Source organism: Nocardia halotolerans (assembly GCF_042650145.1).
Lineage (GTDB): Bacteria > Actinomycetota > Actinomycetes > Mycobacteriales > Mycobacteriaceae > Nocardia > Nocardia halotolerans.
Window position 1 is genome coordinate 45,839 of the sequence record NZ_JBHSDL010000003.1, and the last position, 22,739, is coordinate 68,577.

General features: G+C 69.3%; 21 protein-coding genes. 16 read left to right on the plus strand and 5 right to left on the minus strand.

The features are described from left to right. The first annotated feature begins 6 nt into the window (after positions 1 to 6). From ACFO5K_RS02815 to ACFO5K_RS02825, 3 genes are all read left to right on the plus strand, one after another. Positions 7 to 828, plus strand: coding sequence for a crotonase/enoyl-CoA hydratase family protein (locus ACFO5K_RS02815; protein WP_378555542.1), 822 nt, complete (start codon positions 7 to 9; stop codon positions 826 to 828). 87 nt (positions 829 to 915) lie between these two features. Beyond that, positions 916 to 1,413 (plus strand): MarR family winged helix-turn-helix transcriptional regulator, encoded by a 498-nt coding sequence (locus ACFO5K_RS02820; RefSeq protein ID WP_378555543.1) that lies wholly within the window; start codon positions 916 to 918, stop codon positions 1,411 to 1,413. Further along, positions 1,410 to 3,086, plus strand: coding sequence for an MDR family MFS transporter (locus tag ACFO5K_RS02825; RefSeq protein WP_378555544.1), 1,677 nt, complete (start codon positions 1,410 to 1,412; stop codon positions 3,084 to 3,086). Before ACFO5K_RS02820 ends, ACFO5K_RS02825 begins: the two co-directional genes overlap by 4 nt. Positions 3,087 to 3,154: 68 nt before the next feature. On the opposite strand, the gene ACFO5K_RS02830 is transcribed toward ACFO5K_RS02825, so the two are convergent. Beyond that, positions 3,155 to 3,643 carry an inorganic diphosphatase gene (locus ACFO5K_RS02830; RefSeq protein WP_378555545.1) on the minus strand — a complete coding sequence of 163 codons (489 nt, stop codon included), beginning with the start codon at positions 3,641 to 3,643 and terminating at the stop codon, positions 3,155 to 3,157. Between the two features lie 250 nt (positions 3,644 to 3,893). On the opposite strand from ACFO5K_RS02830, the gene ACFO5K_RS02835 reads away from it, so the two are divergent. The 5 genes from ACFO5K_RS02835 (at position 3,894) to ACFO5K_RS02855 (ending at position 9,693) form a co-directional block, all read left to right on the plus strand. Continuing rightward, positions 3,894 to 5,261, plus strand: coding sequence for a D-alanyl-D-alanine carboxypeptidase/D-alanyl-D-alanine-endopeptidase (locus ACFO5K_RS02835; RefSeq protein ID WP_378555564.1), 1,368 nt, complete (start codon positions 3,894 to 3,896; stop codon positions 5,259 to 5,261). 12 nt (positions 5,262 to 5,273) lie between these two features. Next, positions 5,274 to 6,335 (plus strand): zinc-dependent metalloprotease, encoded by a 1,062-nt coding sequence (locus ACFO5K_RS02840; protein ID WP_378555546.1) that lies wholly within the window; start codon positions 5,274 to 5,276, stop codon positions 6,333 to 6,335. Between the two features lie 90 nt (positions 6,336 to 6,425). Then, positions 6,426 to 7,493 carry a tRNA lysidine(34) synthetase TilS gene (gene tilS, locus ACFO5K_RS02845; protein WP_378555547.1) on the plus strand — a complete coding sequence of 356 codons (1,068 nt, stop codon included), beginning with the start codon at positions 6,426 to 6,428 and terminating at the stop codon, positions 7,491 to 7,493. A 46-nt stretch (positions 7,494 to 7,539) separates the two neighbouring features. Beyond that, entirely contained in the window at positions 7,540 to 8,091 is a 552-nt protein-coding gene (gene hpt, locus ACFO5K_RS02850; protein WP_378555548.1) for a hypoxanthine phosphoribosyltransferase, read from the plus strand. A 252-nt stretch (positions 8,092 to 8,343) separates the two neighbouring features. Further along, positions 8,344 to 9,693, plus strand: a complete 1,350-nt coding sequence (locus ACFO5K_RS02855) for an amidase (protein ID WP_378555565.1) — start codon at positions 8,344 to 8,346, stop codon at positions 9,691 to 9,693. On the opposite strand, the gene ACFO5K_RS02860 is transcribed toward ACFO5K_RS02855, so the two are convergent. The 3 genes from ACFO5K_RS02860 to ACFO5K_RS02870 form a co-directional block, all read right to left on the minus strand. Next, positions 9,690 to 10,586 (minus strand): LysR family transcriptional regulator, encoded by an 897-nt coding sequence (locus ACFO5K_RS02860; RefSeq protein WP_378555549.1) that lies wholly within the window; start codon positions 10,584 to 10,586, stop codon positions 9,690 to 9,692. The two genes, ACFO5K_RS02855 and ACFO5K_RS02860, sit on opposite strands and share 4 nt — an antisense overlap. Before the next feature lie 335 nt (positions 10,587 to 10,921). Then, positions 10,922 to 12,472 carry an aldehyde dehydrogenase family protein gene (locus tag ACFO5K_RS02865; RefSeq protein ID WP_378555550.1) on the minus strand — a complete coding sequence of 517 codons (1,551 nt, stop codon included), beginning with the start codon at positions 12,470 to 12,472 and terminating at the stop codon, positions 10,922 to 10,924. A gap of 124 nt (positions 12,473 to 12,596) precedes the next feature. Next, positions 12,597 to 12,869 carry a DUF2277 domain-containing protein gene (locus ACFO5K_RS02870; RefSeq protein ID WP_378555551.1) on the minus strand — a complete coding sequence of 91 codons (273 nt, stop codon included), beginning with the start codon at positions 12,867 to 12,869 and terminating at the stop codon, positions 12,597 to 12,599. A 124-nt stretch (positions 12,870 to 12,993) separates the two neighbouring features. Here ACFO5K_RS02870 and ACFO5K_RS02875 point away from each other — a divergent pair, with 124 nt between their 5' ends. Next, positions 12,994 to 13,854 (plus strand): DUF1266 domain-containing protein, encoded by an 861-nt coding sequence (locus ACFO5K_RS02875; RefSeq protein WP_378555552.1) that lies wholly within the window; start codon positions 12,994 to 12,996, stop codon positions 13,852 to 13,854. A 2-nt stretch (positions 13,855 to 13,856) separates the two neighbouring features. Here ACFO5K_RS02875 and ACFO5K_RS02880 read toward each other — a convergent pair whose 3' ends face one another. Then, a complete protein-coding gene (locus ACFO5K_RS02880; protein WP_378555553.1) occupies positions 13,857 to 14,852 on the minus strand; it encodes a hypothetical protein in 996 nt (331 codons plus the stop codon). Positions 14,853 to 15,064: 212 nt separating this feature from the next. On the opposite strand from ACFO5K_RS02880, the gene ftsH reads away from it, so the two are divergent. The 7 genes from ftsH (at position 15,065) to ACFO5K_RS02915 (ending at position 22,501) form a co-directional block, all read left to right on the plus strand. After that, on the plus strand, positions 15,065 to 17,527 hold the full coding sequence (gene ftsH, locus ACFO5K_RS02885) for an ATP-dependent zinc metalloprotease FtsH (RefSeq protein WP_378555554.1): 2,463 nt from the start codon (positions 15,065 to 15,067) through the stop codon (positions 17,525 to 17,527). A gap of 249 nt (positions 17,528 to 17,776) precedes the next feature. Then, complete coding sequence (gene folE / locus ACFO5K_RS02890) at positions 17,777 to 18,427, plus strand: GTP cyclohydrolase I FolE (protein ID WP_378555566.1); 651 nt, start codon at positions 17,777 to 17,779, stop codon at positions 18,425 to 18,427. Beyond that, positions 18,424 to 19,293: a dihydropteroate synthase gene (gene folP, locus ACFO5K_RS02895; RefSeq protein ID WP_378555555.1), complete on the plus strand. Its 870-nt coding sequence runs from the start codon at positions 18,424 to 18,426 to the stop codon at positions 19,291 to 19,293. The genes folE and folP overlap by 4 nt, the downstream gene beginning before the upstream one ends. Next, complete coding sequence (gene folB, locus ACFO5K_RS02900) at positions 19,290 to 19,709, plus strand: dihydroneopterin aldolase (RefSeq protein ID WP_378555556.1); 420 nt, start codon at positions 19,290 to 19,292, stop codon at positions 19,707 to 19,709. Before folP ends, folB begins: the two co-directional genes overlap by 4 nt. Positions 19,710 to 19,755: 46 nt before the next feature. Next, positions 19,756 to 20,292, plus strand: a complete 537-nt coding sequence (gene folK / locus ACFO5K_RS02905; protein ID WP_378555557.1) for a 2-amino-4-hydroxy-6-hydroxymethyldihydropteridine diphosphokinase — start codon at positions 19,756 to 19,758, stop codon at positions 20,290 to 20,292. Continuing rightward, complete coding sequence (locus ACFO5K_RS02910) at positions 20,286 to 20,759, plus strand: DUF3180 domain-containing protein (protein ID WP_378555558.1); 474 nt, start codon at positions 20,286 to 20,288, stop codon at positions 20,757 to 20,759. The genes folK and ACFO5K_RS02910 overlap by 7 nt, the downstream gene beginning before the upstream one ends. A gap of 68 nt (positions 20,760 to 20,827) precedes the next feature. Then, a complete protein-coding gene (locus ACFO5K_RS02915) occupies positions 20,828 to 22,501 on the plus strand; it encodes a DUF6779 domain-containing protein (RefSeq protein ID WP_378555559.1) in 1,674 nt (557 codons plus the stop codon). Positions 22,502 to 22,739 lie beyond the last annotated feature (238 nt).

The following is a 22,739-nucleotide window of genomic DNA, read 5'->3' on the forward strand; positions in this document are numbered from 1 at the left end:
CGGGTGATGAGTGAATGGAAAGCCTTTACCGTCGAGATCGCCGACCACGTTGCCCGGGTCACCCTGATCGGGCCGGGGAAGGGCAATGCGATGGGACCGGATTTCTGGCGTGAGCTGCCCGAGGTCTTCGGTGAACTCGATGCCGATCCGCAGGTGCGGGCGGTGGTGCTCACCGGATCCGGTAAGCACTTCTCGTTCGGGCTGGATCTGGCGTCGATGGCGGGCACGCTGGCCCCGGTGCTGGCCGATGGGGCCAAGGCGGCGCCGCGTACCGAGTTCCTGAAGGAGATCCGGCGGATGCAGGCCGCGGTCACCGCGGTGGCCGAGTGCACCAAGCCGGTGATCGCGGCGGTGTCGGGGTGGTGCGTCGGTGGCGGACTAGATCTCATCGCGGCCGCCGATATCCGTTTGGCCGCCGCCGATGCCAAGTTCAGCTTGCGCGAGGCGAAGGTGGCGATCGTGGCCGATATCGGTTCGCTGCAGCGACTGCCCGCCATCATCGGTGAAGGTCACCTGCGCGAACTGGCCTACACCGCCAAGGACATCGATGCCGCGCGCGCCGAGCGGATCGGCCTGGTGAACGAGGTGTTCGCCGATCAGGACGCGGTGGTGGCGGCCGCGCACGCGATGGCCGGGCAGATCGCGGTCAACCCGCCGTTGGTGGTGCAGGGCATCAAGGATGTGCTCGAGCAGCGCACCAGCCCCGCGGTGACCGAGGGGCTGCGCTATGTGTCGGCCTGGAACGCGGCGTTCCTGCCCTCGACCGATCTGACCGAGGCCATCCAGGCGGTGTTCGAGAAGCGCGAGCCGCAGTTCAAGGGCGAGTAAAGGAAGTTCAAACGGTTGCCCCAGCGACCGTGCTGTCTACATACTTGTATCAAACAACTAATTGCATGATGCAAGTAAAGGAAGATAGTGAGCGAGCACGAACCGTCGATCGATGCGATCGCCACCCAACTCGTCCGCCTGCACCGCCTGCGCGACCGTTCGCTGGCCCAGATGAAGGACGACTCGGGCATCGAACCGGCCGGCTTCGTCGTACTGTTCCGGCTGGTCTGTGACGGCGCGATGCGCTCGGGCGCGCTCGCCGAGGCCGTGCACTCGGACGCGTCGACGGTGAGCAGGCAGGTCGCCCAGCTCGTCGACCGGGGACTGGTGGCCCGCACCGCCGACCCCGACGACGGGCGCGCGACCCTGCTGGTGGCGACCGACCACGGCCGCGAAGTGGCCACCCGCATCCGCGCGCGCAGGCAGGACAGCATCGCGATGATCACCGAGAAGTGGTCGTCGCAGGAGCGGTCGACCTTCGCCACGCTGCTGTCCCGTTTCGTGCACGACTACGACCAGGCCCGCCCGATCCTCATCGCCAGGCCCTCGCCCCTGAGCGCAACCCCGACGGAGAACGATTCGTGAGTACGACCACGGCGGCCTCGGTGGAATCGCCCGCCGGTTTCACTCACCGCCAGATCCTGACCATCCTGTCCGGGCTGATGCTCGGCATGCTGCTGGCCTCGCTCGATCAGACGATCGTGTCCACCTCGATCCGCACTATCGCCGATGACCTGCAAGGGTATTCGATGCAGGCCTGGGCGACCACGGCCTACCTGATCACCGCCACGATCAGCACCCCGCTCTACGGCAAGCTCTCGGACATGTTCGGCCGCAAGCCGTTCCTGCTCACCGCGATCGGGCTGTTCATCATCGGCTCACTGCTGTGCACGCTGGCACAGTCGATGTACCAGCTGGCCGCATTCCGCGCGTTCCAGGGGCTCGGCGCGGGCGGGCTGATGTCGCTGGCGCTGGCCGTCATGGGAGACATCCTCGGCCCCCGGGAACGAGCCCGCTACCAGGGCTACTTCCTCGCGGTGTTCGGTGTTTCCAGTGTGCTGGGCCCGGTGCTCGGCGGACTGCTCGCCGGACAGGACACCATTCTGGGCATCACCGGCTGGCGCTGGGTGTTCCTGGTGAACGTGCCGCTGGGCCTGCTGGCCCTGGTGGTGGTGACGCGGGTGCTGCAGTTGCCGCGCAAACCGCACGCCACCCATCGCATCGACTTCGCGGGCGCGCTGGTACTGGCGGTCGGCCTGGTTCCGCTGCTGATCGTGGCCGAGCAGGGCCGCGTCTGGGGGTGGAGCAGTACGGGCTCGCTGATCTGTTACGCGGTCGGTGCCCTCGGCCTGATGGCTTTTGTCGCGATCGAGAAATACATGGGCGACGCGGCGCTGATCCCGCTGCGGATCTTCGACAACATGACCTTCGCGCTGGGCGTGATCATCTCCTTCGTCGTCGGTGCGGCCATGTTCGGCGGGCTGCTGTTGCTGCCGCAATACCTGCAGGTCGTGCGTGGTGCCAGCCCGACGGAGGCCGGACTGCAGATGCTGCCGATGGTGCTCGGGCTGATGGCCGGGTCGATCCTGTCGGGTCAGCTGATCTCCAGAACCGGTCGCTACCGGGTGTTTCCGGTGGTCGGCGCCGCCATGCTCACCCTCGGCCTGTTCCTGCTGCACCTGCTCGACGCGCACAGTCCGCTGTGGCTGGCGATGGTCTTCATGGCGATCACCGGGTTCGGTCTGGGCAATCTCATGCAGCCGCTCACCCTGGCACTGCAGAACGCGTTGCCACCCAAGGACATGGGGGTCTCGACCGCGTCGGCGACGTTCTTCCGCCAGATCGGCGGCACCCTCGGTGCCGCGGTGTTCCTGTCGATCCTGTTCTCGCTGCTCACCCCCGACATCACCGAGCGGATGCAGCAGGCCGCCGGCGACCCGGGTTACCAGCAGGCGGTGATCGAGGGCGCGCGCAGCACCAACCCGGCCGATGCCGCCCTGGCGAAGGGCCTGCTCGCAGGCGACACTTCGGCCGCGGGCCAGGTGCTCGAGGACAGTTCGATCATCCAGCAACTCGACCCGCGCCTGGCCGAGCCGTTCCAGGTGGGCTTCGCCGACTCCATGTCCACGGTGTTCCTGGTGGCCACCTGCGTGGCCCTGCTCGCCTTGCTGCTGGTGCTGTTCTGGAAGGAAGTGCCGCTGCGGATGCACAGCGGCATCCAGGCCGCCGATGACGAGAAGGCCGCCGAAAAGCTCTGACCGCCTCGCGAAACGAGAACGGGAAGTCCGGAACAGCCTCGGACTTCCCGTTCTTCGTCGCTATCGGCTCAGTGGCCGGATTCCTTCAGACGGTCGAAGGACTCGTCGATGATCTTCACGGCCTCGGCGCGGTCGAGCCACTCCGAACCCTGCACGAACTTGCCGGGCTCGAGATCCTTGTAGCGCTCGAAGAAGTGCTTGATCGCGGCCAGCTCGAACTCCGGGACGTCGGTGATGTCCTGGATGTAATCCCAGCGCGGGTCGCCCGCGGGCACACACAGCACCTTGTCGTCGCCGCCGGCCTCGTCGGTCATCCGGTACACCGCGACCGGGCGGGCCTCGACGATCACACCGGGGAACACCGATTCGGTCAGCAGCACCAGCGCGTCCAGCGGGTCACCGTCCTCACCGAGGGTGTTCTCGATGAAGCCGTAGTCGGCCGGGTATCCCATGGAGGTGTACAGGTACCGGTCGAGCTTGACTCGGCCGCTCTCGTGATCGACCTCGTACTTGTTCCGAGAACCCTTGGGAATCTCGATGGTGACGTCGAACTCCACGCCATCTCCTTGTTCGTTCGAGTGCTTGTGTGCCGAATCGCCAGATCGTTCTGGGGAACCGTTGCGCAACGAGGATAGTGTGGTGTGCTGGAACACCGGTGCGGCAGGCGGCTCAGCGCGCAGTGCAGGCGTCGGGCGGGGTTGAGGAGAAACGACAGTCGTGATCGGTCCGAACGAACACAATCCGGCAGCACCGCCGCGCACCGGCCGCAGGTCCGGATGGATCTGGCTGTCCGCGGTGGTCATCGCGATGCTGGTCATCGCCGGTGGATTCGCCGCGATCGCCCGCCCGTGGACCCCGGAATTCCGGCACGGCGGACTCACCGTCGCGGCGCCGCCCTCGGCCGCCGCGCCCACCCCCGCGCTCGTGGCGGCCGGGTCGAACGCGCCCGCGCCGACCGTGGCCGGGGTGGCGGCCGCCCTCGCGCCGGTCATCGGAAACCCTGATCTCGGCGCGTTCGCCGGACAGGTCACCGACCCGGCGAGCGGGACCGTGCTGTGGACCCAGGACCCGGCCAAAGCGATGATCCCGTCTTCGACGGCCAAGATCATGCTGGTCGCGGCCGCGCTGCTCACCCTGCCCGACGAACAGCGGGTCGCCACCCGGGTGGTCGCGGGCGCACCCGGCGAACTGGTGGTCATCGGCGGCGGCGACCCGACGCTCACCACCCGCGCCGACGGCGGCTACTACACCGACGGTGCGCGGATCGCCGACCTCGCCGCGCAGGTGCGGGCCGCGGGCACCCAGGTGCACGCGATCGTCGTCGACACCTCCGCCTACCGGGGCCCCGCGATGGCCGCGGGCTGGGACCCGATCGACATCCCGGGCGGATCCATCACCCCGATCGAACCGGTCATGCTCGACGGCGGACGCTTCGACCCCGCGGCCGACTACTCGCCGCGCACCTCCACCCCGGCGCTGGACGTGGGCCGGGCGCTGGCCGCCGAACTCGGCGTCGACCCGGCCGCGGTGCGGGTGGGCGAAGCCGCGCACAACGGCCCCGAGATCGCGAAGGTCGAAAGCGCGCCGTTGCGGATCCGGTTGCACGACATGATGATCCACTCCGACAACGTGCTCGCCGAAACCATCGGACGCGAACTGGCCCTGGCCACCGGCCACGAGGCGTCCTTCGCCGGTGCCACCGCCGCGACCGCCGCCGCGCTCACCGCCGCCGGATTCGACGTCGCCGGACTGCACCTGGCCGACAACAGCGGCCTCTCCGTTGACGACCGGGTGCCGCCACGCCTGCTCGACGCCATCATCGCGATCGCGGCCACCCCCACCGGCGACGCCGTCACGGTGCCCGCCGGCACCCGGGCCAGGCCCGAAACCGACCCCCGGGCAGCCGCTCTCGCGCCCATGCTGGACACCCTGCCCGTCGCCGGCGGCACCGGCACCCTGGCACCGCGCTTCGTCACCCAGAACCGGGCGGGCGCCGGCTGGGTGCGCGCCAAGACCGGAACTCTGAGCGTGGCCAGCGCGTTGGTGGGGTATGTGCTCGACCGTGACGGCCGGGTACTGACCTTCGCGCTCATGTCGAACGACCGACTGCCGGAGGTCAGCAGGCCCGCGCTCGACGCGGTGGCCGGTGCCCTGCGCAACTGTGGATGCTCCTGAGAGCGGGTGGCGATGACCGAGGACAAGACCGAAGGCAACAAACCCGGCTTCAACGCGCCGGTGGACTGGCGCCTGGCCGTCCGCACCGGGGCAGCACTCGCACCGTCGGGCCCGCGCGCGTCGCGCGAGACCGCCGAGCAGGTGGTCGCCGAACTGGCCTCGGCCTCGGTGCTGGCCGAATTGCCGGTCCGTGAGGTCAGCGGACTGCTCGACGACCGGCCGGTGCCCCAGGCACTGATCGTCGACCGGCCCGGCTGGATCTCCGCGGCCGCCGACTCCATGTCGGTACTCACCGGCACCGAGAACGCCGGCAAGGGCAAACTCGTCGGGAAACCGGCCGGTGTGCAGGTGGGCACCATGCTGGCCTTCCTGTCCACCGCGATCCTCGGCCAATACGACCCGTTCACCGGTGAAGACGGCACCCTGCTGCTGGTGGCGCCCAACATTCTCGGCGTCGAACGGGCACTCGGGGTCGACCCCAGCGACTTCCGGCTGTGGGTGTGCCTGCACGAGGTGACCCACCGGGTGCAGTTCTCCTCCGCACCGTGGCTGGCCGAATACATGCGCACCAACGTCGACATCCTCAGCGAGGTCGGCGAGGAACCACTGAGCGAAATGCTCACCCGGCTGCTCGGCGAGGTGCGTTCCCGACGCAACGGCGACACCGCCGACGACCCCAACAGCCGCGGCATCGTCGGCCTGCTGCGAGCGGCCCAGGCACCACCACAACGCGAAGCCCTCGACCGGCTGCTCATGCTCGGCACCCTCCTCGAAGGTCACGCCGACCACGTGATGGATGCCGTCGGTCCCGCGGTGGTGCCCACGGTGACCGACATCCGATCCGCCTTCGACCGGCGCAGGCAGAAGCCGTCCAACCCGATCCAACGGGTGCTGCGGGCACTGCTCGGGGTCGACGCGAAGGTGGCGCAGTACGTGCGCGGGAAGAAGTTCGTCGACGCGGTGGTCGACCGGGTGGGGATCGCGGAGTTCAACACGGTGTGGACGAACGCGGACACGTTGCCGCTGCTGGACGAGATCGACGAGCCGCAGCGGTGGATCAGCCGGGTGTTGTAGAGCCGCTGGTGGGGCGGGCGCCGTTGGTGTGGGTGACGGCGCCACGGATGTTTGGGGTGTGGTGTCGGGGGTGCTCGTTAGGCTGCGGGTATGGGAATCGCGGTGGGGATGTCCGGGTCGGGGGGGTTGCCCGAGACTGCGGCGGTGCTGGTGGTGCGGCGGGCGGTGCGGGAGTGGGTGGCTGCGCGAGGGGGGCGGGCGCCGGTTGTCGTTGGGTTGTCGGGGGGCGCTGATTCGTTGGCGTTGGTGGCCGGTGCGGTGGCTGAGGCGGGGCCGGTGACGGCTGTGGTGGTGGATCATCGGTTGCAGGACGGGTCCGATGCGGTGGCTCGGCGGGCGGTCGCGCAGGCGCTCGGGCTCGGGTGTGTGGACGGGCTGGTCCTGCCGGTGGAGGTCGGGCGTGCGGGTGGGGTGGAGGCGGCCGCGCGGGTGGCTCGGTACGCGGCGCTGGAATCGGTGCGCGACGGGCGGCCGGTTCTGCTCGGGCACACGCTCGACGACCAGGCCGAAACCGTGCTGCTGGGTTTGGCGCGCGGGTCGGGCGGACGCTCGATCCAGGGCATGACGGCGTGGAAGACGCCCTGGGGGCGGCCGCTGCTGGGGGTGCGACGGGCGCAGACCGTGCGGATGTGCGCCGACCTGGGCCTGACGGTGTGGGACGACCCGCACAACTCCGACCCGGGCTACACCAGGGTGCGGGTGCGCAACGAGGTGCTGCCGCTGCTGGAGGACGTGCTCGGCGGTGGTGTGGCCGAGGCGCTGGCCCGCACCGCCGGTCAACTACGAGAGGACGGTGCGGTCCTCGATATGTACGCAGCCGAACTACTGCGTGCGGCCCGCTCCGAGCGACCTGAGGCCCAGCAGTCCGCTGCCGCGCCCAGTGGCACAGGCGACACCTGCCCCTCGACCCTGTCGATCGAGATCCTGGCCACTGCGCCGCCGGCTCTGCGCCGCCGGGCCGTGCGCGCCTGGCTCACCGAACAAGGCATCAGCGGCCTCATGAACGCCCATTTACAGGCGATCGACGAACTGGTGCGAAATTGGCGTGGACAGGGTGGGGTCGCGGTGGCCGGTGGCGGGCGGGCCCACCGGTTGGTCGTGGCGCGTGAGCATGGCACGCTGACGGTGCGCGCCCAGTCGCGCCTCGATGCCACATAATGGATCGGTCGAGCCGGGACCGACACCACGAAGGGACACCACTTCCGTGTACGGAGACGACATCGCCTCGGTGCTGATCACCGAAGATGAGATCAAGGCAAAGATCGACGAGCTCGCCGAACTCATCGCCAAGCGGTATCCGCCGGATTCTCCCGAAGGCGACCTCCTGCTGATCTGTGTCCTCAAGGGCGCGATCTTCTTCATGACCGACTTCGCCAGGGCGCTGCCCATTCCCACCCAGCTCGAATTCATGGCTGTGTCGTCCTACGGCTCGTCCACCTCGTCCTCGGGTGTCGTGCGGATCATGAAGGACCTGGACAAGGACATCGCCGGCCGCAACGTCCTGATCGTCGAGGACATCATCGATTCCGGGCTGACCCTGTCGTGGCTCAAGCGCAACCTGTCCACCCGCAACCCGGCCTCGCTGGAAGTGGTGACCCTGCTGCGCAAGCCCGACGCGCTACGCACTCCGGTCGAAGTGGCACATGTGGGTTTCGACATCCCCAACGAGTTCGTCGTCGGCTATGGCCTCGACTACGCCGAGCGCTACCGCGACCTGCCCTACATCGGCACTCTGGACCCGGCTGTCTACTCGTAACCGGTCAGCGCGTCTGCGCTGAGCAGCCGTTCCCGGCGCGTGGTCGGGTTCGGGTGAATCGGTTGAAATTCCCTCCGCCACACGCCACGTCATCGTCGGTCCAGCCGCGCGCGAAATGATAACTTGCGCCTCGAGAGCTGATCACCCGAATTCGACGACCATGCGACGGGGGCGAATCCGCACATGCACGATGACCTCACAGCGGTGGCATGGGAGTCCGTCGACGACGACGGCGTGACCGACGCCGAGGTGATGAATCCCGATTGCCGAGCCGCCGACGAATACCCCATCGGCGGCCCGGCCGCGGCGTTGGCCGCCCGGGTACGCGCGGGCACGATCACCCCGACCGCAGTGGTGGCCGAGGCCCTGGCCCGGATCTCCTCGGAGAACCGCAAGATCAACGCCTTCACCGTGGTGCGCGCCGAGCAGGCACGCGCCGAAGCCCTCGAACTCACCGAACGACCCGATCTGGACGAGTTGCCGCTGGCCGGGGTGCCGGTGGCGATCAAGCACAACATCGCGGTGGCGGGGGAGCCGACGCGGGCGGGTTCGGCCGCCACGAGCACCGCGGCCGCGAGCACCGATCATCCGGTGGTGTCGCGGTTGCGGGCCGCGGGCGCGATCGTCGTCGGGCTCACGGCCATGCCGGAACTCGGGTTGTGGGCCAGCACCGACGACGGTGCGCGGGTGACCCGCAATCCGCGCGACGTGGGCCGCACCGCGGGCGGGTCGTCCGGGGGCGCGGCCGCCGCGGTGGCGGCCGGGCTGGTCCCGATCGCGCACGGCAACGACGGCCTCGGCTCGATCCGGGTGCCCGCCGCGGTGTGCGGGGTGTTCGGGATCAAGCCGGGCAGACAGGTGGTGCCCGCCGAGATCGGCGCGGATTCGTGGGCCGGGACGGCCGAGAACGGGGTGCTCGCGACGACGGTGTCCGATGCCGCGCTGGCGTTGTCGGTGCTGGCCGATCGCTGCGATCTGGCCGAGCTACGCCCACCGCATCGACTACGTATCGGACTGGCCGTGGCTCCGCCGTCGCGACTGGTCCGGGTGGATCGGCACTGGACGGCGGCAGCGCGCACCGCGGGTGCGCGCGCGGCGGCGGCCGGGCATCAGGTGGAACCGGTCGAACTGCCCTACGGCGACGCGGCCCTGGCGATGTTGCTGCGCTGGCCGACCGCGGGTCTGGCCGACGCCGAACGGCTGGCCCATCCCGAATTACTGCAACCGCGCACCCGTAAGCATCTGGCGCTGGGTGCGGCGATCCGCCGGCTGCGGCTGATCCGGCCCGATCAGGTCGACCGGGTCGAGGCCAGACTGCTGGACTTCTTCGAAGAATTCGACGTGGTGATCACCCCGACGCTGGCCGCCACCCCGCCCAAGGCGCGGCAGTGGAGCGGACGCGGCTGGGCCGCCAACGTGGCCTCTTCGGTGCGCTACGCACCGTTCACCGGGGTGTGGAATCTGGTCGGCTGGCCGGCCGCGTCACTACCGATGGGCACCCATCCCGAAGCACACACCCCGCTCGCCGCGCAGCTGGCCGGACCGCCGGGCAGCGAGGTCACCTTGCTCGGCCTCGCCGCCCAACTGGAAGGGTCGAGCTAGACCGCGATCGGCTGCGGCGGGACCACCGGCTCGGAGAATCCGCCGTCGACGGCGCGGCCGGCGAACTCCAGGATGGTCGGCCGGGTGTCGTCGGCTCGCCAGGCCACTGCCAGCTCGCACGGCGACAGACCGGCGACCGGGCGCGCGGTCAGACCGGGCCACCGGTACATCGGCACGTTGTTCTCCGCGAGCAGGCACACACCCAGACCGAGGCTCACGGCCTCGAGCTTGTCTTCGGGGGTGGCCGCCTCGGCACCGATTTTGGCCGCGCGGCCGCCACGGGCCTCGTTGCCGAGCCAGAAGTCGCGCACCGCACCGGCTTCGGTGGGCAGCGCCACGAACGGCTCGTCGAGCAGGTCGGCGAACTCGATCGTCTCCTGCTCGGCCAGCGGATGGTTTTCCGGCAGCAGCACCCAGCGCGGTTCGGTGCGCAGCACCTGCCAGCGGTATCGGTTGGGGTCGGGCAGCGGCAGCCACACCAGGGCCAGGTCGGCCTGGCGGCCCGCCAGTCCGCTGGAGGGGTCGTTCCAGGATGCCGCGTGCAGTGCCAGCCGATGTCCGCTGGCGCTTTCGAGGTCGTTGAGCAGTCCCCGGCCGAGCGCGGATTGGATGCCGACGCGCAGCACCTCACCGGCTTCCTGGAGGGACACGTTGGTCACCTCCCAGAGCTCGAGGATCTTGCGGGCGCCTTCGAGCAGTTCCTTACCGGCAACGGTCAGCGCGACACTGCGCTGGTTGCGGTCGAACAGGACCACGTCGAGCTGGCGTTCGAGCTGGCGGATCTGGCGTGACAACGTCGGCTGAGCGATATGAAGCCGCTGAGCGGCGTTCGTGAAATGCAGTTCCTCAGCGACGGCGACGAAATACCGCAGATCGCGCAAATGCGGGTCCATAGCACCTTGCTATCAGAATCGGTCGGGAAAATCCAGCCAAAACGGGCAAGGAAGTTCGCGTAGATGGATCAAAACAGTCACCAGGTTGGTAACGCACAGCATATGGCCTGACATGGTGGGCCGCAGCATCGAGTCGCCCCTGATTCGCCGACGGTGGTTCGGGTAGCACAGCCGAGTGGCTGACCAGCGGAAATGCGGCCGGATTCACATCCCGTCGACCCTGGGAGTCGCCAGGGTCGATAGCCGTAACCGGCCGCTGACCACGCATCCCGTCAAAACCGGTGACCTTCATCACAACTGGGTTTCGGCGGCGGAAAACCGGGGCGCATCGACGCCTACTTTCCGCCCTTGAGCCGCCACACCTTCGGCAGGTCGATCCGGCGGATCCCGCGCGCCCCGGCCATCCGCATGGCAGCGACCGCCACCACCAGTTTGTTCATGTCGTACGGGTACCAGAACAGCTCTTTGGTCATCGTCGGCAGCTTCGGCTTGGTGACAGCCTGCGCCCGGCAATACTTGCGCACACCAGCCGCACCGCCCCACCGCGCGCCGACCCCGGACTGTCCCCAGCCACCCATCGGCATGGCGAAGTTGAACAGATTGGCGAACACGTCGTTGATGTTCACCGCGCCCGCGTCGAGCCGGTGAGCCACCCGTTCGCCGCGCGCCTTGTCACCGGTCCACACCGAGGCCGACAGCCCGTAGATCGAATCGTTGGCCAGCCGGATCGCCTCGTCCTCGTCGGCCACCTTCATCACCGGCAGTGTCGGCCCGAAGGTCTCCTCGGCCACACACGACATCGAGTGATCCACATCGACGAGCACGGTCGGCTCGAAGAAGGTGCCCACACCGGTACGTTTGCCGCCGGTGGTCACCCGCGCACCGGCCGCCACCGCCTCCTCGACGTGACGTTCGACGATGCGCGCCTGATTCTCGTTGGCCAACGCCCCCACGTCGTGGCGGGACTCGCGCCCGTCGGCGCCCTGGCGCAGCGCGGCGACCGCAGCGGTGAGCTTGTCGACGAACTCGTCGTAGACCGGTGCCTCGACATAGACCCGTTCCACCGAGATGCACACCTGGCCCGCGTTGAACATGCCGCCGAAGGCGATGCCGTGCGCGGCGCGGTCCAGGTCGGCATCGGCCAGCACGATCGCCGGGTCCTTACCGCCGAGCTCGAGGCTGTAGGGCACCATGCGCTCGGCGCAGGCGGCCGCGATCTTGCGGCCGGTCGCCGTGGAACCGGTGAACTGGACGTAGTCGGCGTGCTCGACCACGGCGGCGCCCGTCTCGCCCGCACCGGTCACCACCTTGAACACCGGCGGCGCACCGATCTCGGCCCAGCCACGCGCCAGCTCCACCGCCGAGAGCGGGGTCACCTCCGAGGGTTTCAGAATCACCGCGGCACCGGCGGCCAGCGCGGGGAACACGTCGATCGCCGGCATCGCGAGCGGGAAGTTCCACGGGGTGATCACCCCGACCACCGGATACGGGCGGTAGGTGACCGACAGGCTCTTCACTCGGGCCAGCGGACTGTGCGGCGACGGGTGCTCCGGGGCGAGGAACTTCGCCGCCCGGCGGGCGTAGTAGCCGAGCAGATCGACGGCGAAGGCCGGGTCGATCAGCGCGTCGACGCGCGGTTTGGCCGTCTCGGACTGCAGCACGTCGGCCAGGTGCTCGGTGTTGTCGATCAGCCAATCCTGCAGCTCCAACAACCACCGCTTGCGCCCCTCGGGCCCGATGGCTTCCCATTCCGGCTGGTAGAGGCGCAATTCGCGGATCGCGGCCGCCACCTCGTCGGGCGCGGTGACCGGCACGGTGCCCGCGTGCTCGCCGGTTGCCGGATTGTGGACCTCGAGCACCGAGGCGGTCTGGTCGAGTTCGGTCACTGTCGTGCTCCCCACTGCGTTGTGTGAATCACTATCAGCGTGGCACGTGTGAGCGCGTCCGTCACGACTTATCGGCGGCAGGAATCACCGGCGCACCGCTCGGGTGCGCGAGGACCGGTCTCGGCTAGCCGGTTTCCTGTACCTCGGCGTCCCTGGCCGCGATGCGGCGCAGCGGCGGCTCGGTGGGCGGGGGTACCCGGCGGTCGGGGAGCTCGTCGAGCAGCGTGGTGGTGGCCGCGGCGATCGCGGCGACAGCTTTGTCGACGGCCGGTTTGGTGGTGCTGCTCAGCCCGGAGATGCCGCCGACTTTGCGCACATATTGCAAGGCGGCAGCGTAGATCTCCTGCTCGGTGGCGGCAGGCTCCAGACCACGCAAGACGGTGATGTTTCTACACATGACAGAACCATAGACCTGTGGGGCAGATCACGGCAGGCCAAGAAGACCGGGATCTGAAAATCTCGTGACGCACGCGAGCTCACAGTCCGCCCGCCAACACGACTACGGCACTAGACTCGACCGCATGCCTGCTCGGGGAGTACCAGCGCTGACCACATTTCCCTACCCGGAACTCGACAATCGCGAAGAAGACCACTGGTCCGGCGCCGGGATCAGCGACGACGAACTGCGCGCCCTGGCACTGGGTGCCTTCTACTCCACCCGCTGGGATGCCTACCACGACGCGATAATGCTCGGCCCCGAACGTGAGCACCCGCTCGGCGACCGCCGCGAACTGGCCATCGACACCCTCACCGGCGCCTGGGGCATCACCGACGGCACCGAGGCACGCGCCTCGATGGAACAGCTGCTCGAGGGCATGCACGCGCCGCTCTACGCGCTGGTGCACCCGCTGGTGATGGCCTCGATCAACGCCAGTGAACGCGACCGCTTCGGTGAACGCGCCGACCGGCACCGCGCCTTCCTGCGGCAGGTCGGCTCCTTCCGTGGCATGGACAACCCCGAAGCGCTGGTCCGCGACTACGACATCTGGGCCCAAGCCATCAAGATCGGTTTCACCGAACACCTGGCCCGTCCGCTACCCAACGACATCCACGCCTGGGACCTGGCCCGCGTGGTCGCGGTGGCCCGGATGGCGTTCACCGCCGGCTACCTCGAGGCCGATATGGCCTGGGAGTACGTCATGCGCGCGCTGCCCCCCGCCCAGCGTCGTTACCGCAACTGGCGCCAGTTCGGTGACGCCTACCTGGCCGGCTGGACCTACTGGCAGGCCACCGAAGACCTGGCCGAGCTGAAGAACGGTGGCGTCGACCGGCGGATGGAACTGCTGCGGCTGTGGACCCGCCCGACCAGCCCGTGGCGGCGGATCGAACTCAACGACAAGCCCGAGCCGCAGAACGAATCCCCCGCCGACGAGCCGGAGTGAGCTCAGAGGCTGCGTAAGATCCCGCGGCCGTAACGCTGGAACTGGGTGTCGTCGACCATGCCGAGCGAATGCCGTTCCACCAGCAGTTCCCACTCGTTGTAGAGCTGGGTGACACCGGGATCGGCGGGCCCGGGCGCGCCGTCGGCGGCCTGCCTGCGCACGGCGAAGTTCACCGCGCAGGTGACCCGCTCGGTGTCGGCGCGGTCGACGCCGGCGAAGTGCAGCGTGCGATTGCCGTCGCTGACATCTATTCCGGTGCCGCCGTGGCGGGTGTCGACCTCCCCGGGGGCCGAATGCCCTTCGACGGTGCGGGCGCCGAGGATGGCGGGCACCGCCATCTCATGGGCATAGCGTTCGCCACCGCCGATGGCGATGAACAGCAGCCGGGTGGTGGTGGCCGCGAGCAGGCCGGTGCCGGTCCCGGCGGGCGGCGCCGAGACCACGACGGCGGTTTCGAGCACGTACTCGTCGGGGGTCACGTAACGCTGTAAGGCGGCGACGGCGGAGCGGGCATCCTTACGGGGCGCCATCCGGCGCACCGCGCGATCCACATCGGCGCGCGACGGGCCCGACCTGCCGAATTCGGGCGCGGGCGGCGTCAGATCGGGTGCGGCGACATCCACGCGCTTGGTGGCCATGATCTGGTCGTTGATCCGGTCGACGATGCCGACCGCGGCCGGTACGTCGTGTTCGGCGATCAGCACCGGCAGTGGGGTGCGGTCGGCGGGCACACCGGTGAGCACGGCGGTGGGATACCGGAGGAAGATCTCGATCACCACCGCGTCGTCGGCGCGGCGGTTCAGCCGCACCTTGAGCAGATCGGTGACGGGAACGTCGAGAACGCGCTCGCCGTCGGTACCCGGCCGCAGGACGGTGAGACGTCCACTGCCGTGGCGCAGAATCGCTGTGGGTGTTCGTAGCTCGACGATGTCGGTACCCCCTGCGCTGTAGTTGTGTCGTCGCCCACGATAGGGCGGGCATGACATGATTGTGGCCACTTGCAACAACCCGGTCGGGGTATTCGGGAACCTCTCCCGTTCCCCGGCCGTTTACCAGTGCAACTGCACCAGCAGCCGAACTGCGCGATGTATCGACTAGACCGTACGCGGTAACGTGGCGTGTCCGCACCCGAAACCCGCCGATCCCGACGCTTCGCTAGGCACACCCGGAGAAATAACCGGAAAGGACTGGGCCGTCCGGCCGACGCTCTATGAACCGCAAGACAGTGTTTCGCACCTTGGCGATCATCTCGGGCATCATGCTCATGATCTGGCTGTTCAGCTTTCTCAGCGATGACACGCGCGGCTGGGAGAGTGTCGACACTTCCGTGGCGCTCAGCCAGCTGGAGAACAAGGAAAACGTCAAGCACGTTCAGATCGACGACAAGGAGCAGCAGCTCCGCATCGAACTGAACAACGGCAACGACGCGACCGGCAACAACAGCAAGATCGTCACCAAATACCCCGGCGGTGGTGAGACCTCCGCGCAGATCCTCGACGCCGTGCAGGAATCCGGCGCCGAATACGACACTGTGGTGAAGCAGGAGAGCTGGCTTTCGCAGCTGCTGCTGTTCATCGTGCCGATGGTGCTGCTGGTCGGGCTGTTCATCTTCGTGATGTCGCGCATGCAGGGCGGTGGTCGCGGCGGCATGATGGGCTTCGGTAAGTCCAAGGCCAAGATGCTGACCAAGGACATGCCCAAGACCACGTTCCAGGATGTGGCCGGTGCCGACGAAGCCGTCGAAGAGCTCTACGAGATCAAGGACTTCCTGCAGAACCCGGCCCGCTACCAGGCGCTGGGCGCGAAGATCCCCAAGGGCGTGCTGCTGTTCGGTCCGCCCGGTACCGGTAAGACGCTGCTGGCCCGCGCGGTCGCGGGCGAGGCCGGGGTGCCGTTCTTCACGATCTCCGGTTCGGACTTCGTCGAGATGTTCGTCGGTGTCGGTGCCTCCCGCGTGCGTGACCTGTTCGAGCAGGCCAAGCAGAACAGCCCGTGCATCATCTTCGTCGACGAGATCGACGCGGTCGGCCGCCAGCGCGGCGCGGGCATGGGCGGCGGGCACGACGAGCGTGAGCAGACGCTCAACCAGCTGCTCGTTGAAATGGACGGCTTCGGCGACCGCTCCAACATCATTCTGATCGCGGCCACCAACCGTCCCGACATTCTCGATCCCGCACTGCTGCGCCCCGGTCGTTTCGACCGGCAGATCCCGGTCGGCAATCCCGATCTGGCCGGTCGCCGCGCGATTCTGCGGGTGCATTCGGCGGGCAAGCCGATCGCCCAGGACGCCGACCTCGAGGGTCTGGCCAAGCGCACCGTCGGCATGTCCGGCGCTGATCTGGCCAACGTCATCAACGAGGCCGCGCTGCTCACCGCGCGCGAGAACGGGACGGTCATCACCGGCGAATCGCTCGAGGAGTCGGTCGACCGCGTGATCGGCGGCCCACGCCGCAAGAGCCGCATCATCAGCGAGCACGAGAAGAAGATCACCGCCTACCACGAGGGCGGTCACACCCTGGCGGCTTGGGCGATGCCCGATATCGAGCCCGTCTACAAGGTCACCATCCTCGCTCGCGGTCGCACCGGTGGTCACGCCATGACGGTGCCCGAGGACGACAAGGGCCTGATGACCCGTTCGGAGATGATCTCGCGGCTGGTCTTCGCGATGGGTGGCCGCGCGGCCGAGGAACTGGTGTTCCACGAGCCGACCACCGGTGCGTCCTCCGATATCGACCAGGCCACCAAGATCGCCCGCGGGATGGTCACCGAATACGGCATGAGTGCGCGCCTGGGCGCGGTGCGCTACGGCCAGGAGCAGGGCGACCCGTTCGTCGGCCGCTCGATGGGCGTGCAGTCGGACTACTCGCACGAGGTCGCCAGGGAGATCGACGAGGAGGTGCGCAACCTGATCGAGGCCGCGCACACCGAAGCCTGGTCGATCCTCAGTGAGTACCGCGAACAGCTCGACGCACTGGCCACCGCGCTGCTCGAGCGCGAGACCTTGCACCGCAAGGACCTCGAGACCGTCCTGGCCGGCGTCGAGAAGCGTCCGCGGATCACCGCGTTCAACGATTTCGGTGACCGGCTCCCCTCGGACAAGCCGCCGGTGAAGACGCCGGGTGAACTGGCCGTCGAGCGCGGCGAGCCGTGGCCGCCGGTGCAGCCCACGCCGGTCCCGGTGCCCAACGGCGCGCAGCCGGCCAACGGCTACCCGGGCCAGCAGCCCTACGGTCAGCCCGTGCCGCCTGCCGCTGGTTACCCGCTGCCGAACGCGCCGACCCAGGCGTTCCCCCGTCCGTCGGGTACGCACGGTTCGCGGCCCGATTACGGTGCCCCGGCCGGTTGGTCGGCGCCGGGCTGGCCGCCGCGCGATGAGCAGCAACAGCAGCCGCAGGGCGGCTGGTCGCGGCCGCCGCAACAGCAGCAGGGTGGATGGCCGCAGCCGCAGCCGCAGCCGCAGCCACAGTCGCCGCCGCAGCAGCAACCGCCGCAGCAGCAACCGCAGCAGCCGCAACCGCAGCAGCCGCAAGAGCAGCCTCAGCAGCAGCAACAGCCTCGCCACGGTGACGAATTCCAGCCGTGGGGTGATCCGCCCGCCGCGCCGCAGCAGCAGCCGCCGCGTGACGCCGACCCGGAGACGAAGGAATGGGAAGGCCCCAACGGCCGGCACTGATCGACACTCGACCAGTACTCAGCCGACCACACCGAGACGGAGCCGAAATCGGCTGCCGGGTGAGTGGCCCGGGCGGCAGGCGTGCGCCCGCGGCGGCGACGGGGACCGACCGAGCTGCTCTGCGCGACCGGCGGCCGACTACGCTCGAACGACTACGTCCAAGCCGGAAGACCCGGCCTGTGTTACCCGGATGGACCCGGTGGAGGTGCGGAGAAGTTGTCGGCGAACAAGAAGGTCGCTGAGCCGGCCGTGAACGGTTCGGGTCCCGATCCGGCCGGCGAGCTCGGCGAGGAACTGAGCCAGGCGACGCTGACGGCGTTGGCGACCGGCCGGTCGTTCGATCAGGCGCGCGCCGAGAAGGCGGTCCGCGAGTTGCTGCTGGCGGTCGGGGAGGACCCGGACCGTCCCGGTCTGATCGACACCCCCGCCCGGGTGGCGCGGGCCTACCGTGAGATGTTCGCCGGGCTCTACACCGAGCCCGACGCCGTGCTGGCCACCACCTTCGACGAAGGGCATCAGGAACTGGTGCTGGTTCGCGACATCCCGATGTTCTCCACCTGCGAACACCACCTGGTGTCGTTCCACGGTGTCGCGCACGTCGGCTACATCCCCGGCCCGCACGGCCGGGTCACCGGGCTGTCCAAGCTGGCCCGCGTGGTCGATCTCTACGCCAAGCGCCCCCAGGTACAGGAGCGCCTGACCAGTCAGGTCGCCGACGCGGTGATGCGCAGGCTCGACCCGCGCGGCGCGATCGTGGTGATCGAGGCCGAGCATCTGTGCATGGCGATGCGGGGTATCCGCAAGCCCGGCGCGAGCACCACCACCTCGGCGGTGCGCGGCCTGTTACAGACCAACGCCGCCTCGCGTTCCGAGGCGCTGGACCTGATTCTGCGCAAATGAGCGAGTCCCTCGTGACCGCGCGGGGTACCCGCTCGTGTGTGGTCATGGGCGTGGTCAATGTGACCGCCGATTCGTTCTCCGACGGCGGTCGCTATCTCGATCCGGAGCTCGCGGTCGCGCACGGTGTGGCCCTGTACGAGGCCGGCGCCGATATCGTCGATGTGGGCGGTGAGTCCACCAGGCCGGGGGCCGACCGGGTCGACCCGGCCACCGAGGCGGCGCGGGTGGTGCCGGTGATCCGCGGCCTGGTCGCGGCCGGGGTGCCGACCAGCGTCGACACCATGCGTGCCGAGGTCGCCGATGCCGCGCTGGCCGCGGGCGTCGGCGTGGTCAACGATGTCTCCGGTGGTCGCGCCGACCCCAACATGGTTCGGGTCGTCGCCGAGGCGGGGGTGCCGTGGATCCTCATGCACTGGCGCGCCGATGCCGATTACCGCCACACCGGCCCCGCCGACCACTACACCGACGTGGTCGCCGAGGTGCGCGCCGAACTCGGTGCCCAGGTGGACGCGGCCGTCGCCGCGGGTATCCCCGCCGACCGGCTGATCCTGGACCCCGGTCTCGGCTTCGCCAAGAACGCCGGGCACAACTGGGAACTGCTCGGCGCGCTCCCCGAACTGGCCGCCGACGGCCTGCCGATCCTGATCGGCGCCTCCCGTAAACGTTTTCTCGGCGCACTGCTGGCCGACGAGTCCGGTCCCCGCCCACCTGATGGCCGCGAAACCGCCACCGCCACCGTGTCGGCGCTGGCCGCCACCCACGGCGCGTGGGGGGTGCGGGTGCACGACGTGCGTGCCTCGCTGGACGCGATCACCGTCGTCGATGCCTGGCGCCGAGCCACTGCCGCCCGAGGAGTCAACCCGTGAACTCACCGCTGCTGCCCCCGCCCGCCGGTCGGCCCGCGTCCTCGCGCATCGAACTGCGCGGGCTGCGGGCGTTCGGCAGGCACGGCGTGTTCGACTTCGAGCGCCGCGACGGTCAGGAGTTCGTCGTCGACCTCACGATCTGGGTCGATTTCGCCGCGGCCGCCGCCTCCGACGATCTGGCCGACACCGTCGACTACGGCGCGCTGGCCGAACGCGCGGTGCGCATCGTGGCCGGTCCGCCGCGCGACCTGATCGAAACAGTGGTCTCCGAGATCGCCGACGACGTGATGGCCGACCCGCGTATCGAGGCCGTGGAAGCCGTGCTGCACAAGCCCGCGGCGCCCATCCCGCACACCTTCACCGACGTGCGGGTGGTAGCGACGCGCGACCGCACGGTGCAACGGGGGGCCCGCTGATGAACCGCGTAGTGGCGACGCGCGATCACACGGTGGAGCACCGTCGATGACCCGCGTGGTGCTGTCGATCGGTTCGAATGTGGGTGACCGACCGGCCCATCTGCGCAGTGTCGTCGAGGCGCTGGGGGAGCGGATCCGGGCGGTGTCACCGGTCTACACGACCGCGCCGTGGGGTGGCGTCGACCAGGACGACTACCTGAATGCCGTTGTGGTGGCCGAGGATCCGGCTTTCGACGACTACGCCTGGCTGCGCTTCGGGCAGGAGCTGGAGCAGGCCGCCGGTCGCGTTCGTGAGGTGCGCTGGGGCGCACGGACTCTCGATGTCGACGTGATCCAGTGTGTCGATCACACCGGGCCCATCGTGCGCGACACCGATCCCACCCTGATCCTGCCGCACCCCCATGCCCACCACCGGGCCTTCGTGCTGGTGCCGTGGCTTGACGTGGAGCCCGGCGCGCGACTGCACGTCGACGGTGTCCCGGTACCGCTGACCGAGCTCCTCGCGAGCCTGGACCCGGCCGAGCGCGCCGGTGTGGTGGGCACTGATCTGTTCCTGCGCGACGAAGGTATGCGCTCGTGCTGAAACCCACCCGGCTGCTCGATCTGGCACTGAACGTGGTGTTCGCCGCCGCCATCGCCTGGGTCGCCACCCGCTTCGCCTATTCGACCTTCCCGGCGATCTCGATGCTCGCCGGTGCTTCGTTGCTGCCGGTGGCCGGGATCGAGGCGGCGCTGGGTTTCGTGATCAAGGCCAGGATCGCCGACGAGCGGATCGGTGACGGCCTGCACGACCTGCATCCGATCAATGTCGCCCGGGCGGTCGCGCTGGCCAAGGCTTCGTTGCAGGTGGGCTCGCTGGCGGCCGGTGTGTGGCTCGGTTTCCTGCTGTGGGTATTCCCACAGCGCGGCACGCTCACCGCGGCGGCGGCCGATTCGCCCGGCGCGGTGGTTGGGTTGCTGGCCGGTTCCGCCCTGGTTGCTGCGGCTTTGTGGCTCGAATATTGCTGCCGGGCACCCGACGACCCGACGGACGAGTCCGCAACCACCTAGCAACTTGCGAATGGAATCACCAGGGTTGTCGGTGTGCCGACCAGTCGATTCCGGCTACCCTGGCGCACATGGTTTCACCCTCCCGTAGCACAACGCCCCGTCGACGGCGGGACGACGCGGGAAAGCTCTTCATCGGCGCCCTCATCCTGCTCGGCTTGACCGCCAGCGTTCTCCTGGTGTTCAGCGAGAACGTCCAGTACGTGCGAATCGGCCTGGTAGCAGCGCTGTGGGCGGCGGTGATCGGCGCGCTCGCCGCCACCCGCTACCGGCGCGACGCCGCGGTCGACAAGGCCAAGGCGCGCGATCTGCAAACGGTGTACGAGTTGCAGCTCGAACGCGAGATCAATGCCCGCCGCGAGTACGAGATGGGCGTCGAGGCGCGGGTGCGCGCGGAGGTCGGCGCCGAAGGGTCCGAGATCGCGGCGCTGCGGGCCGAGCTGACCCTGCTCCGCCAGAACTTGCAGGTGCTCTTCGACGGCGCACTGCCCGACGACCAGCCCGCATTGCAGGCCGACGCCGTGCGCGTCGATGCCCTGCCCAGCGCGAGCACGGCCGAACACAGCACCGAATTCGACGCTTTCGACGAGCCGGATCGCGAATTCGACGATAGCCCCGCGGATGCCGCCGCCGCCTGGTTCGGCCCGTGGCAGCAACCCCCCAGCGCACTGAAACCGGTGTTCATGCAACCGGTTTCGGCCAATTTCGCCGACCCCTACGACGACCCGGTCACCGCCGAGACCGCCGCCGTCCAACTCGACGAATACGCCGCCGCCCAGAATTCGACCCCCACGCCGAAACCGGCCAAGCCCGCCAAAACACCCCCGCCCCGCCTGTCTGCTCCCGGCACCCGCCAATTCGACACCGCGGGCAACCCCGTGGTCGCCGCCGACGAGCCCGCCACCACGAGCTCCACCACCGACGGCACGCCGAGCCCCGCAACTGCCGGCGCCACCGCATCCGCCGGGTCTGCACCGACCGATGGCGCCGCGTCCGCCGGTGCCGCCTCCAGCGGCGCCACCGCATCCGCCGGGTCTGCACCGACCGATGTCACCGCATCCGCCGGTGCCGCCTCCAGCGGCGCCACCGCATCCACCGGAGCTGCACCGACCGATGGCGCCGCGTCCGCCGGTGCCGCCGGGTCTGCACCGGCGGGTGCGGGTGCCACCGCGCCTGTTGGCGCCGCGTCGACCGGTGCCACCACAACGTTCGGCTCTCCGGCTGCCAGCGCCGCACCAGCAGCCGATGGTGCGGCTGCTACCTCCGGGGCCACGCCGACGAACCCCGCATCGGCAGCTGCGCGTGGAACGGCATCGAATGGTGCCTCCACAGCGTCTGTCGCACAGGCAGCGTCTGTCGTACAGGCAGCGCCTCACGCGCCGGCGACGTCCGACGCGCCGGGAACGGCAACGTCTGGCACATCGGCGCTGCCGGACGCGCCTGCGACCCCAGCGACGAATGACGCCCCGGCACCCGCCGACGCCGCCGATGCTTCGGCCACGTCCGGCAGCGCGACGAACAACGCGTCACCCGCGCACGCCTCCGCCGACCCCGAGTCGCCGCAGCCCACTCCCGAGGCCGCTCGGACAGCCGCACCCCCGGCGACCAAGCCGTCCACCGACAAGACCCCAACTGTCGGCACCAGCACCCGCCGACGCCGCCGCGCCGAGTCCGAGGGTGCCGCCCGCCTGTCGGTGGCCGACATCATGGCCAACCTGAAGTCGGAGTCGGGCACCCGCTCCTGACCCCGGTCCGACCGGGCGCCGTTCTCGATCTGACGCCACCCGGCCGCGCTCGCCCCCGCCGCGCCTCGCCCGGCCTGCTCGTCTGGTGGGCCGTCTGTGAAACGCTCGCCGGAACGTGTCTGGTCGGCTGCGCGCGCCGGAACGTGTCTGGTCGGCTGTGCTCGCCGGAACGTGTCTGGTCGGCTGTGCTCGCCGGAACGTGTCTGGTCGGCTGTGCTCGCCGGAACGTGTCTGGTCG